General features: G+C 40.0%; 11 protein-coding genes. 2 read left to right on the top strand and 9 right to left on the bottom strand.

What is annotated here, in order from left to right; all coding sequences use genetic code 11:
* Positions 1-65: 65 nt before the first annotated feature.
* From AM608_RS06695 to AM608_RS06685, 3 genes are all read right to left on the bottom strand, one after another.
* On the bottom strand, positions 66-1,184 hold the full coding sequence (locus AM608_RS06695) for a glycosyltransferase family 1 protein (protein WP_053581182.1): 1,119 nt from the start codon (positions 1,182-1,184) through the stop codon (positions 66-68).
* Between the two features lie 686 nt (positions 1,185-1,870).
* Complete coding sequence (locus AM608_RS06690; protein ID WP_053581181.1) at positions 1,871-3,757, bottom strand: hypothetical protein; 1,887 nt, start codon at positions 3,755-3,757, stop codon at positions 1,871-1,873.
* 46 nt (positions 3,758-3,803) lie between these two features.
* The gene (locus AM608_RS06685) at positions 3,804-4,763 is read right to left on the bottom strand and encodes a mevalonate kinase (protein WP_053581180.1); all 960 of its coding nucleotides are present in this window, start codon (positions 4,761-4,763) and stop codon (positions 3,804-3,806) included.
* Positions 4,764-6,101: 1,338 nt separating this feature from the next.
* On the opposite strand from AM608_RS06685, the gene nrdD reads away from it, so the two are divergent.
* Complete coding sequence (nrdD, locus tag AM608_RS06680) at positions 6,102-7,892, top strand: anaerobic ribonucleoside-triphosphate reductase (RefSeq protein WP_009750577.1); 1,791 nt, start codon at positions 6,102-6,104, stop codon at positions 7,890-7,892.
* A complete protein-coding gene (nrdG, locus tag AM608_RS06675; protein ID WP_002674056.1) occupies positions 7,873-8,358 on the top strand; it encodes an anaerobic ribonucleoside-triphosphate reductase activating protein in 486 nt (161 codons plus the stop codon). The genes nrdD and nrdG overlap by 20 nt, the downstream gene beginning before the upstream one ends.
* A 169-nt stretch (positions 8,359-8,527) precedes the next feature.
* Here the strand turns inward: nrdG and AM608_RS06670 are convergent, their stop codons facing one another.
* From AM608_RS06670 to AM608_RS06645, 6 genes are all read right to left on the bottom strand, one after another.
* Positions 8,528-9,715: an ABC transporter permease gene (locus AM608_RS06670; protein ID WP_053581179.1), complete on the bottom strand. Its 1,188-nt coding sequence runs from the start codon at positions 9,713-9,715 to the stop codon at positions 8,528-8,530.
* The gene (locus AM608_RS06665) at positions 9,702-10,853 is read right to left on the bottom strand and encodes an ABC transporter permease (protein ID WP_053581178.1); all 1,152 of its coding nucleotides are present in this window, start codon (positions 10,851-10,853) and stop codon (positions 9,702-9,704) included. Before AM608_RS06665 ends, AM608_RS06670 begins: the two co-directional genes overlap by 14 nt.
* Before the next feature lie 26 nt (positions 10,854-10,879).
* Entirely contained in the window at positions 10,880-11,362 is a 483-nt protein-coding gene (locus AM608_RS06660; RefSeq protein WP_053581177.1) for a hypothetical protein, read from the bottom strand.
* The gene (locus tag AM608_RS06655) at positions 11,359-11,769 is read right to left on the bottom strand and encodes a hypothetical protein (RefSeq protein ID WP_053581176.1); all 411 of its coding nucleotides are present in this window, start codon (positions 11,767-11,769) and stop codon (positions 11,359-11,361) included. Before AM608_RS06655 ends, AM608_RS06660 begins: the two co-directional genes overlap by 4 nt.
* A gap of 117 nt (positions 11,770-11,886) precedes the next feature.
* Positions 11,887-12,315 carry a DUF4279 domain-containing protein gene (locus tag AM608_RS06650; protein ID WP_253273450.1) on the bottom strand — a complete coding sequence of 143 codons (429 nt, stop codon included), beginning with the start codon at positions 12,313-12,315 and terminating at the stop codon, positions 11,887-11,889.
* Positions 12,316-12,413: 98 nt separating this feature from the next.
* Positions 12,414-12,923: a hypothetical protein gene (locus tag AM608_RS06645; protein WP_157466281.1), complete on the bottom strand. Its 510-nt coding sequence runs from the start codon at positions 12,921-12,923 to the stop codon at positions 12,414-12,416.
* Positions 12,924-12,962: the final 39 nt, after the last annotated feature.

Here is a 12,962-nt window from a genome sequence, read left to right as displayed (position 1 = left end):
ATTTATGATACATCATAAAGTCAATAAGTTAAATAAGTTATCAGCTGTCGTATTTTTATCTTTTACTACTCACTTTTTACTTTTTTATACACTTTTATCAAGTTTTCAAACACTGCCTCGTCGGTAAAATGCTGGGCGTGTCGGTAACCCTCTTCTACCATTTGCCTGCGCAACTCCTCATCGGTAGTAATGCTTACAATGGCTTTACGTATCTCTTTTTCAGCGTTTTGTAAGTTCACATAAACCGAATGTGTTCCACCTGCTTCCGCAAAACAACTGCCCTGCGAACTAATCACAGGGGTTTTGCTAAATAACGCTTCTATAATAGGAATCCCAAAACCTTCAAAAATCGAAGGATAACAAAATACCTCAGCAAGCTGGTAGATAATCGCCAAATCTTCCATAGGCACGTTACTCAGTGCTTGCACGCGGTCTTTAAGTTGGTGTGTTTCACAATACGCCTCTATTTGTTGGTAGTAAGCCGTTTGCTTACCGACCAAAACTAACGAAATATCTCGCAGAGGTTCAATAGCTTTCACTATTTCAAGTGCGTTCTTGCGAGGCTCAATAGCGCCTACATTCAATACAAATTTTTCGGGGAGATGATATTTTTTGCGTATAGTTTCCTTCTGTGTTTCGGTATATATTTTCTTAAAAGCTCGGTGACAGCCTTGGTATACCACCGTTATTTTCTCTTCTGAAATGCCTAAATAGCTGATGATATCTTGTTTAGTCTGCTCACTAATAGCGATGATGTGTTCTGAATGTTGTGCGGCATACAAGAACTTGCGATAATGTATTTTTCTGTCGAAAAACGAATACAGTTCAGGATAACGCATAAAAATAAGGTCGTGAATAGTAACTACCGTAGGTATGTATTTATAAATTCCCTTAGGAATTTCTCCTGAAAGTCCGTGATAAATATCAATAGGAAGTTGTTTAGCTATATCAGTGATTTTTACACTGCGCCATAATGATTTTAGCTTGCGCCAGAAGAAAGATTGTGGAGTAATTTCGGTGGTGTGTTCATCAATCACCACTCCCTGAAATTCGCGTTTTTGTGGGTTGAAGAGGTATAAATGCCCCACCTTGTGTTCTTGTAGTATGCGAATCAAATCCCGACTGTAATTCCCCAGTCCGCGTGTGTTATGGAAAGCCCGTTTAGCGTCAAAAGCGATGTTCATAGTTGCTCAATGAAATGATAAGGTAATATGAACTGCAAAGGTAATAAATTAAAACGATACAAACAAAACAGTATTTAAAACCCATTTACCTTCACCTTTCCTTCACCTTTCCTTCACCTTTGTGTCGCTACATTCCCCCTTTGGAGGTAGCCAGCGATAGCTGGGTATGTGTAAAGGGGGAGGTTTCTAGTGTATTACCTTCATCTTTTCTTCACTCATTCACTACTTGTCCCTATGGCTCGCACCGTTTTTTGTATGAACTTTGCCAAAGTTTCAAAGCTTTGGCAAAGTTAAAGTCCACTAATAACCTTCTTTTTATCTCTATCTTAGTTTTAACTTACCTTCACCTTTCCTTCGTTCATCATTCATTGTAGACCCACTGTAGACCCACTGTAGACCCACTGTAGAGCCACTGATCGTTCGCCCTACCTTTATCTTACCTCCGCTCCACCTTCGAGCAACCCTCGTCTTTCACCCTAATACCCGCCACTACTTTTTACTCACACCTAATTTATTTAATTTCTCAATCGATTTTTCTCTCATTCTCTAATTCTCTCATTTCCTCATTTCCTCATTTTCTAATTTCCTTATTCTCTCATTTCCTCATTCTCTCATTCTCTCATTTTCTCATTTTCTCATTTCCTCATTACCCTCATATCTTTTACCTTTTATCTTTTACCTAAACCTCAGTACGCCCTCTCTTTATTCCCTTCATAAAAGTTAATAAACGCCCTATTCACTACCCTATTGCCACCATTGGTAGGGTAATCACCCGTGAAATACCAATCGCCCAAATTCTCAGGGCAAGCCTTATGCAAGTTGTCTACCGTTTGGAAGATTACTGCTACTTCTGAGGCGAAGTTCTTTGGCAAAAGCAAATCTCTTATCTTGTCCGAAATTTCTTCATCGCTGAAAGGAGCATACACTTCTTTTACGTAATTCACTACCTTGTCATCACTTAGCGCTACTTGGGTGAGGCACTTGCGGTATACTTCTTCCACAATGTGGTAAGTCCCTCTTTCGTGGTGTAAAGCCAAAGCAGCTTGGAACGCTACAAGGTCTTCTAAACGCGCCATATCTATCCCATAACAATCGGGATAGCGTATTTGAGGTGCCGAAGAGACTATCACTATCTTTTTGGGCTCTAACCTGCCTAATATGCTCAAAATACTTTTTTTTAGGGTCGTACCCCGCACAATACTATCGTCTATAATTACCAAAGTGTCGCCTTTTTGTACCGAACCGTAGGTAATGTCGTACACGTGCGCCACAAGGTCGTCTCTGCTACTGTCTTCGGTGATAAAGGTGCGCAACTTCACATCTTTAATCGCTACCTTTTCAGTGCGTACTTTTTCAGAGAGAATCCTAAGAATTTCACTTTGAGTCGCAGTTGCTAATTGTTTTGCTTTCTGCTCGTTGAGGTATTGTTCGGCTGCTTCTATAAGTCCCAAATACGATGTTTCAGCCGTGTTAGGAATATAAGCAAAAACTGTATCTTTCAAGTTGTGGTCTATCGCTTGGGCAATGCGAGGAAAGAGCAACTTGCCCAACATCTTGCGTTCGCGGTAAATATCTTGGTCGCTACCACGAGAGAAGTAAATGCGCTCAAACGAACAGGCTTTGCGTACCCTTGGGGTAAGTATCTCTTTTACTGCCACCTCTCCACTCTTCTTGATGATAATCGCATTTCCAGGCGGCAACTCGTGTACATTCTCGTATTTTACATTGAAGACCGTTTGTATAGCCGGACGTTCCGACGCTACCACTACCACTTCTTCATCTCGATAGTAAAACGCCGGACGAATACCCGCAGGGTCGCGGAGTACAAAAGCATCGCCGTTACCTATCATTCCTTCCATTGCATAACCACCGTCCCAATACTTAGCTGCACGCTTCAAGATGCGTTCTATATTCAGCCGTTCGGCAATAAAAGGCGACGCTTCCTGTTTGGTATAGCCCTCTTCTTTCAGTTGAAGATAGAGTTTTTCTACCTCATCGTCTAAGAAATGACCGATACCTTCCATTACAATCACAGTGTCGGTTTTGTCTTTGGGGTGTTGTCCAAGGTGTACGAGGTTTTCGAAAAGCTCGTTTACATTGGTCATATTAAAGTTACCTGCCATAATGAGGTTGCGGTATATCCAGTTGTTTTCGCGCAAGAAAGGGTGCACATTCTCGATGCTGTTCTTGCCAAAGGTACCGTAGCGCACGTGCCCCATTATCACTTCGCCTATGTAGGGGAGTTCTCTTTTCTGCAAAGCCACATTGTCTTTCAGTGCAGGATTCGCCTTAAACCCCTCGTTGATACGCTGGTTGATACGCGTAAAGATATCCTGCACCGGTTGCGCCTCGTTGGAACGAATCCTACTGATATAGCGTTCTCCGGGTTGCATATTCAGCTTAATGCTCGCCACTCCTGCACCATCTTGCCCACGGTTGTGTTGCTTTTCCAGCATCAAGTACATTTTATTGACGCCATAGAAGGCAGAACCGTATTTTTCTTTGTAATATTCCAAAGGTTTGAGCAAGCGGATAAGAGCAATCCCGCACTCGTGTTTGATAGTGTCACTCATTTACAAATAAGAAAAGGCGTTGCATAGGCACGCCTTTATATAGGTTTTAAAATTGATATACTACTTCTAATTTATGGTTGCTAAGAGCTCGCTTGGCTTTCTCTAAGTCCTCAGTAAAGCCCAAAATATAGCCTCCACCCCCCGAACCACATAGTTTTAAGAAATAATCGCCCGAGTCGATTCCCTGCTTCCATAGCGTGTGAAACTCTTTCGGAATCATCGGTTTGAAGTGGTTCAGCACAATGCCCGATAGACTCTTGATATTCCCAAACAGCGATTTGAAGCGCCCCTTCAAAAAGTCATCTATACAAGCATCGGTATATTTGATAAACTCATCTTTAAGCATCTTCTGGAAAGCCTCGTTCTTCATATTCTCCATAAAGATACGTACCATAGGAGCCGTTTCGCCTATCACACCACTGTCGAGCAAAAACACTGCGCCTTTTCCGTTAGGCGTTTGCGAGGGAATGCCCGTAGGTTCTATATGGTCCTGTGAATTGATAAGTATCGGTAAACTCAGGTAGCTGTTCAGTGGGTCTAAGCCCGAAGAAGTGCCGTGGAAGAACGATTCCATCTTACCAAAAATCGCTTTGAGTTGCAATAGCTTTTCGCGGGTAAGGTTTTCCATTGCACTGATAGGCTCAATAGCATATTCGCTGTAAATAGCAGCTACCAAGGCGCCACTACTGCCCACGCCATAGCCTTGTGGGATACTGCTATCGAAGTACATACCCTCTGCTATATCAGCATTGAGCTTTTCAAGATTGAAGCGCACAATCGGGTTTTCTTCCTCCATAAGGTTTTGTAAGTAAGTAGCGAACTCCCGCAAAGCCTTATTCGATTTGCGAGCATCTTCTTCTTTTTGCAGGTGTGACTCACACTGTCCGTGCGACTCGCACTTCTTCAGTGTCCCCTTATAAAAGTTATAGGGGATTGCCAAGCCTTTGGAGTTCTTGATAATGCCATACTCGCCAAAGAGGAGTATTTTAGAATAGAAAAGTTTCATTTTTTAGGTAAGCAGGGTAGTATATGAGTAATAAGAGACTGCAAAGGTACACATTTTTCGAATATCTCAAATATTTTTCTAAGAGAAATATTTTGTTAATTAGCGTCAGTTGTATATATATCAATACTGATTTACACTTGTGTTTACATTGTAATCTGTGAAATCCAGCAACGCAGTTGCCTATTTGTACCCATCACATTTGTCAATTGTCAATTATCAATTGAAAGACTATCCGTTTAATCTGTGCCAGACATTTAGGCAACTTGTTGCCTATTTGTTTGATTTTTTTAAGATTTGTAAGATTTCTGTAGCGTAAGCTACACTTCCTTTACGTCCAACTCAATTCGTCCCTCGTCATTCGTCATTCCTTCCCTTTTCCGTCATACTCCCCCCTATTGCCTATGCCCTAAGGCCTATCACCTCTTCCTCTTCCTTTCGCCTCGAAACCCTCTTTTTGCCATTTTTACACTCGTTGTATCATATTATGAATCAACTTTTTATACACCCTTTCTATACCAATCGTCCAAGATTCGTATAAGCTTCCTATAAGCTCTCTATAAGCTAACCCCACCCATTTTACCTTTTACCTTTTATCTTTTACCTCAATTTCTCCTTCTGAAAATCTCCGTTTTCTTCCGAACTCCTCAATCCTCCCCATTTGCTAATTCTCTCATTTGCTAATTTACTAATTTCCCCGCCCCCATATACCCAGCTGTGAGCTCTCGCTGGCTTTGGCTCGCACCTTTGGCAAAGTTAATCGCCGGTCGCTTCTCCCCCTGATGCCTATGGCCTAAGGCCTTTTCTAATTAAAAGTATATTTCAAAAAGTGTTTAGGTACTAAGAACTTTAATTTTTAGAATCAGAAAGATAAAAAAGTGAGGTTCAACGGCAGAAATTTTTAGAGCATTTATAACTTATAAAAATGTATTTGTCCTAACTTTATAACTATCAAAATGTTCACTAAAATTGTTAATAACTGTGTTGATAACTATTTTGTTTTTGTTGAAAACTTATCGCTTTATTCCGTATCTTTGCCCCAGCAACTAAGGAAAAAACACTTCCCCTTTTTAGGGAACTTATAAAAGCAACATTATTCAATGCGTTATAAATGAGTGATTTATATAAATCACTCAGCACTTTCTTTCTCTCTAACTAAAAGAGGAGGGTTAAAAATAAAGTTATTAGGCTATGTTTGTATTATATAAACATTCCTTATACATCACATACTTGAAAATTGTTAATAAAATAGAGAATTAGTGACCATTATCATTACAACTTGGAAGCTTAATGCTCGAGAAATTAAAATTTGTATCTGAAATAATAATAAAATAAAAAATTATGTCTAAATTCACTAAGCTTACAGCTGAACAGCTTCAAACAAAGCGTAATTTCATCGAAAATTACCTACAATCTCACAATGCCGCTACTGGGTCTCTCTTCGATGCCAATGCCAATGTGGCACATAAAAACATCGCTACGATGGAGGCAGAACTCAATAAAGATATCAATATCCAAGTGAACCGTTCGCTCGTGTCTCACAAAATCGAACAGCTCTTTGGCAAAGAATTAGCCGATGAGTATATCCGTCAGATTGAGGAACACGAAATCTACGTGCACGACGAAACGAGCCTCAAACCTTATTGTGTGAGCGTTTCGATGTATCCTTTGCTCTTGGACGGGCTCGTAAAACTCGGTGGAGAAAGCAAAGCTCCGCAACACTTAGCAAGCTATTGCGGGTCGTTCGTGAACTTCCTCTTTTCCGTTTCCTCTCAGTTTGCAGGAGCGGTAGCAACGGTAGAGTTCCTAATGTACTTCGACCATTTTGCACGCAAAGACTATGGCGACGATTATCTCAATACCCACCGTGAAGTGATAGAAAACGAACTGCAACACGTAGTATACGCTATCAATCAGCCAGCAGCAGCACGTGGCTATCAGTCAGTATTTTGGAACATATCGCTGTATGACCGCCCTTATTTCGACTCGATGTTCGGTACATTCGTTTACCCCGATGGTAGCAAACCTTCTTATGAGTCTTTAGACAAGCTCCAACAGTTCTTTATGCATTGGTTTAATATCGAGCGCACCAAAGCGATACTCACCTTCCCTGTAGTAACCGCAGCAATGCTCACTAAGGACAAACACGTGTACGACGAGCATTTTGCGCGCTTCTGTGCCAAAGAACTCAGTGAGGGCAATGCATTCTTTATCTATCAATCGGACAATGCCGATTCATTAGCAAGTTGCTGTCGTTTACGCAATGAAATTTCCGATAATACCTTTAGTTATTCACTCGGGGCAGGAGGTGTTTCTACCGGTAGTATTAATGTGATAACTATTAATATGAATCGCCTTTACCAAAAACACTTGTCGTTGGAACGCACCTTAGATAATATCCATAAATACCAAGTAGCTTACCGCGCTATTGTTCAGGATTACAAAGATGCGGGTATGTTACCAGTGTACGATGCGGGCTTCATCTCACTTGATAAACAATTCCTCACCGTTGGTATCAACGGAATGGTGGAAGCTGCCGAGTATTTAGGGATTCGCATTTCCGACAACCCCGACTATAAGGCATTCATCAACAAAAACCTCAAACTAATTTACGACAAAAATAAGGAAGCTAAAGCCAAATACGGCTTTATGTTCAATACCGAGTTTGTACCTGCCGAGAATTTAGGCGTGAAGAATGCTGCTTGGGACAAAGCCGATGGCTTACAAGTGCCACGTGATTGCTACAATTCGTATTTCTACATTGTGGAAGACAGTTCTCAAAACCTTATCGATAAGTTCTATTTGCACGGCAACGACTATATACAGTACTTAGACGGCGGTTCGGCTTACCACTGCAATCTCGAAGAATACACCACTGCCGAAGGTTTTTATAAGTTGCTAAATGTAGCCGCTAAAACGGGTTGTAACTACTTCTGCTTTAATATATGCGTAACCGTGTGCAACGATTGTGGCTATATCGATAAACACACGCACGACCACTGCACCCATTGTGGTTCTGAAAATATCGACCACGCGACACGGGTGATAGGCTATCTCAAACGCATTACTAATTTCTCTAAAGACCGACAAAAAGAAGCTAAAATACGTTACTATGGGAACGCTACGGTATAGCAGTTACGATATAGTCCTCCAAGAAGTACCCAACGAGATATCCCTGTGTTTTACCATCACAGGGTGTCCGTTGGCGTGTGAGGGTTGCCATTCCGAATATATTTGGGACGGTAGCAAAGGCTGTGCGCTTACTAATGAAGGTTTGGAACAACTGCTTAGCAAGTATGAAGATATGATAAGCTGTGTGCTATTTATGGGAGGCGAGTGGCAAGTAGAGACCCTGCTCTCGCTTATCTTCCAAGTGAAGTGCAAACGGCTGAAAACGGCACTCTATACAGGGCTCAACCTCAAGCAAGTACAGCGCAAATACCCTGAGCTGTTAGGGTGTTTAGACTACATCAAAACCGGCAAGTGGTTACCTAAACTCGGTGGCTTAGATAGCCCCACCACCAATCAAGAGTTTTTAAACCTGCAAACCGGAGAGGTGATGAATAAAGTGTTTTTAAAGGTAAAAGGAAAAGCCTGACTGCAAGCGTAGCTAGGTGTGTGAATAAGAAAATAATACCAAGATTTCACACGTACAGCTATCTCCTCTTTTATTGTCGCTTGTGTGATGGGAGGATAGACTACAAACATACGAAAGACAAACAGGAAGTAATAAAAAAAGAACGACTTAATTAAGTCGTTCTTTTTTATTACTTGTTTAACACTCTCCTTAGGGTAAGGGTGGCTAATACTAAATATACCAAACACAGTGCCCACATTCCCAGCCAATATGGCATAATGGTAGTGATATGAGCTCCCATCTGGGTAATAGATATAAAACCCTTGCTCCCTAAAGTAGTAGGTACAATATACGAAAAAGCACTCAGCCATTCAGGCATCGCTACGGTAGGCCACGAAAAGCCAGTAAGCATCACCGCAGGCAAAGAGGTATACATAATGAGCATAATGGCGTCTTCACGTCGATGTAAAAAGTTCAGCAAGCAAAGTCCCATAAATACAATCGACAGGATAAAAGGTATCATAAAAACCATAGTGCTTAGTATCGTGCTACGTACAGGAATGCCAAACAATGGCATTATAATTCCTAAAATAATGAGTAATATCACCATTGAAAAGGCTAAATAAGTAGTAGCTTTCCCCATTACAATAGGCAAAGCTCCCCAGAAACTATCGGAGTTAGGATATATTTTTTTAAGTTTGTTGCCTTCTCGCATCGTTCCTCCTAACATACCTACGGCAGTGAGTATGGTAGTTTGAAAGATAATTACAAGCACTATGGGAATAAGGAAAGTAGCATAACCTAAAGAGGGATTGTATAAGCTCACTACTTGGGCACTCACAGGCATTGCCTCATCGCGTGCTTGGGTAGGGAGTTTGCCTTGTGCCGAAGTGCGTTTCACCTCAACCCCTGCATTCAGGTAAGTAGCCGACACTTTGGTGGCGGTAAGTATTTGCTTGTAATAAAGCATATAGGAAGCATCGGCATAGACCGATATAGTGGGTTGTTCCCCGCGTTGTAGGTCACGTGAAAAACCGTTGGGAATAGCTACTATCCCGCGTATTTTCTCCTGCTGAAAGGCTTTTTCAGCTTCGGTGAGGTTGAGGTAACTGCTGTAAATAGTGGTCTGACTCGTGGCATCAATCATACGCAACAACTGACGGCTTTGGGCAGTATTATCCTCATCTACTACTCCAATAGGAAGCTCTTGCAAAGTCTCTTCGGAATAGAGATAAGTATAGATGAACGACACGGCAATCGCTACAATTACAAACGAAAAGAATACCGCTTTGTCGCGGAATATATATTTGGCTTCCCAAAGCATCGCACGAGTGAAGTCGGCTGAACTTTGATATATATAACTTCTAAATTGTTTCATATCCTCCTGATTTTATTTTCTTTACAAACATAGGGTAGGCAACTATCAGCAATAAGCCGAAGAGCAATAAGGCTAAAAGGGGTTGCCACGTCATCTCTACAGGTATCCCTTTGATCGCACGATTTACGTAGTATTTCATAAAATGAGCATAGGGGAAGATTTGCGCTAAATACTGCATACTCTTTGGCAATCCTTCCATCGGAAAAGTATAAGCGGCAAATGAGAAGGCAATCGCTGTAAAACCACTGCCTATGGTAAGTGCCGACCTAAAATTAGGCAATATAGAAACGAGTGCAATACCTATAATCTGATAGATTACTACTAAGGCAAAAGTAATAAGCACCACATTCAGCATTGGGATATGCAAAGGAGCTCCGATAAGCTCAAAGAGGAGGTAATTCATCCACCACGCTACAAAAAGGAGCACTAAGGTATAAGGCAAGAGTTTCCCCACAAGGGCTTTCAGCGGACTACCACCTGCTTGTTTGAGCCACTGTTTCCCTCGATGGTAACGAAACTCAACCCCCAATACATACACAGTTACCATCATTACAATCATTTGGAGCATCATTGGCAAGAGAGCTGTGAGCAGATAATAGGCATAGTTAGAATAAGGATTGTATAGACCGTGGTCGTCTACCTTTATGGGTTGAGCTTCGGCGCGTACCTTCTCGGTTTGTTGCCCTTTTTGCATTTTCTTCTTCATCACCAAGCCTGCTGAGAACATCCCTACGGTAGTTTGGAAATCCTTTTGGATAAGACTTGCCCCCAGCATAAACTGACTATTGGTATAGCAAATCACCAATTGGTTTTCACCTTTGAAGAGTTTTTGCTGAAAATCGGCAGGGATAACGATAAAGCCCATTATCTGCTGTTGCTGGATAAGTTGTTGGGCTTCTTTTTCATCGGTGAGTTTGATTTTCAGGTCGATGTTTGGAGTAGCATCGAGCATACGCAAAAGGTTTTCGGACAGCTGACTTTGGTCGTAATTGATATACGCCATAGGGAGGTCGCGTGGTACTCCTTTGTAGAATACCGCCGCAAAGAACCCAAAGATAACCAAGGGAAACACCAAAACGTAAAACAGCCGTTTGGGTGATAGGAAAAGGTTCTTGCATTCTTTTTTAAATAAATACATAATTAATTTGTCAATTAGCTAATTAGTTAGATTTCTTCAGCGTCTTCTAAGTTTTCTATTAAGATAGGGGTTTCTTCTTTAAAATGAAAAGAAACTCCATAAGGCTCGCAAAAGCTGAAACCACCTCCGGCAAAATGCAATATCCATTCTTTGTTGTCATAGAATAGGAACTGCGGACTTTCAAAAGGAACTTCTTGCAAGGGAACACTTAACAATCGTTTTTCTTCTTCTGAAAGATGAAAGCCATCTGAGCATATCAGCAGTTGTTCTTGAAAATAAGAAAGAGCTTTGGCAACCAACTTATCTGCGCTGACAAGGATTTTTTCAATAAAAGCAATAGTATCAGGTGCGATGGTTTTACTTTTGCTAAACACAGAAAAAGGTAGCTGTAAAGTTTCTTTGTAGAAATCACTTTTCCACTGATATGAAGCCTCCCAAAAATAGTCGTCTCCCACTTTTTGTGAGAAAGTAAGAGTGCCAAACTTGGTGTTATAACTTGATATGTTCATTGTTTTAACCAATTAATTTCTTCTTTACTAAGGAGAAAATATTTATATACAAAGTTTTCGCAGGCTTCTTGTTCGCTATCAAAAGACTGTTCATCACAGAAGCAACGAGTATCGGCAAGGCATACCACCCATTGGTTTTCTCGTTGCAGAAAGCAAGTGTTGCCCACAACTACATTTCCTTGATCAAAAGTATTTGTTTTAAAATAACACTGAGCAGGGTTATAGTTCAAGGCTTCTAAAGCTTGTAACAACTCTTTGAATGTGGGAATAGGGAGTTGTTCTTTTATCTGGGCTAAAAGTTGTTGCCTTTTCATCCTTTCTTGTTTGTTTTTCTTGGAAAACCAAATGAGTATAAACGCCCAAGCCAAAACAGCTATTAATAGAGGGGCAAGTATATTGTAATTCACAAGAGCAAAATTATATTTTTAAATTTTAAACATTTTGTTAATTGTTCTATGTTTATAAGGTTTTAAGTTTGTAGCAGTTTTATACATTCTTTCATTTTCTGTAATTGGTGACTTATATCAATCATAGATGTACAAATCTAAATCAATAGAACTGTTTAGTTTGCTTAGCAAATTGATAATATTGTTTTCAAAAACTATTGCTGGAGCAGGTTCTTTATTTGTTTCAACTTTGAAACGCATTATAGATTTTAAATTGTTTTTCTGCATAAATGAAGATATCTCCTCAATTCTTGGGGTTACAATTTTTTCAAGAGGCTTTAAACTATCTTCTACATAAAGAGATATAATATCTTTAAATGAATATTTCCAAAAAGTATCTGTACTTATCCTAAATTTTAGTTTATCACCTTTGTAAGCAAATTCGGTAGGAGATATATTTATGATTTTAGAAAACTCATCTATATCAAACATATCGCCATAAACAATAAAAGTTAATTTACTTCGTGTCATTCTATTCGTAAAAGTTTTTAAGTTTGTTTTTTTCAAATTCAGCGATAGTGTTATCGATGATTTCTTTGAGCTGATAAGAGGCATGCCCATCGGCATCTCTAAAAAGCCCCCAACTTGGTGACTTTGTAGTTGTTTTATTGTTTTCTTGTTTTTATGAATGTTGTAATTCCTAATACAAAAAATAATACCAAAGAAAGTACCACAAAGATACATTTCATAAGAGAAAAATAGGGCGCTAAGGTCTCTATCCATAAGTTTTCAGGATAGTGTGTGAGCATTGTAATGGTACTAAAATTTTCTGAATAATCAAAAATACCTCCTATTATTGGGAAATATGATAAGAAAAGGAGCTTTCTTTGGTTGAGTTTTTCTAAAAAGAAACGTATCAGTTGATAGTAGGTAATAGCAAACAGACCGGGATATATCATATCCACAGGAATTTGTCGGTATAAATAGAAATGGCGACCTTCTTCACCTAAACGCCTAAGTAGCTCTTGAATGTAAGTAGCATCATAAAACGGAGGCACATCTAAAATATCCATTCCTCCAGCCATTGCTTTAAGAGCTGGTACGGTTACCAACATCAAATAGGCATATACTGAAGTAGTAATGATAAAAAGTATCCAAAGTTTTTTCTTTTTCATTTTTAATTAATTTTTGTTGTTTTACTAAATTATCACGGA

Origin of the sequence: Capnocytophaga sp. oral taxon 323, from assembly GCF_001278825.1 — a bacterium.
GTDB lineage: Bacteria > Bacteroidota > Bacteroidia > Flavobacteriales > Flavobacteriaceae > Capnocytophaga > Capnocytophaga ochracea.
The sequence above is the reverse complement of the archived record's forward strand: the minus strand, read 5'-3'. Positions and strand labels throughout refer to the sequence as shown.

What these genes read in the sequence shown, in the direction of transcription:
- AM608_RS06645 (WP_157466281.1), bottom strand. Translation starts at nt 12,923, where the DNA reads ATGAAAAAGAAAAAACTTTGGATACTTTTTATCATTACTACTTCAGTA.
- AM608_RS06690 (WP_053581181.1), bottom strand. Translation starts at nt 3,757, where the DNA reads ATGAGTGACACTATCAAACACGAGTGCGGGATTGCTCTTATCCGCTTG.
- AM608_RS06665 (WP_053581178.1), bottom strand. Translation starts at nt 10,853, where the DNA reads ATGTATTTATTTAAAAAAGAATGCAAGAACCTTTTCCTATCACCCAAA.
- AM608_RS06670 (WP_053581179.1), bottom strand. Translation starts at nt 9,715, where the DNA reads ATGAAACAATTTAGAAGTTATATATATCAAAGTTCAGCCGACTTCACT.
- AM608_RS06660 (WP_053581177.1), bottom strand. Translation starts at nt 11,362, where the DNA reads ATGAACATATCAAGTTATAACACCAAGTTTGGCACTCTTACTTTCTCA.
- nrdD (WP_009750577.1), top strand. Translation starts at nt 6,102, where the DNA reads ATGTCTAAATTCACTAAGCTTACAGCTGAACAGCTTCAAACAAAGCGT.
- nrdG (WP_002674056.1), top strand. Translation starts at nt 7,873, where the DNA reads ATGGGAACGCTACGGTATAGCAGTTACGATATAGTCCTCCAAGAAGTA.
- AM608_RS06695 (WP_053581182.1), bottom strand. Translation starts at nt 1,184, where the DNA reads ATGAACATCGCTTTTGACGCTAAACGGGCTTTCCATAACACACGCGGA.
- AM608_RS06685 (WP_053581180.1), bottom strand. Translation starts at nt 4,763, where the DNA reads ATGAAACTTTTCTATTCTAAAATACTCCTCTTTGGCGAGTATGGCATT.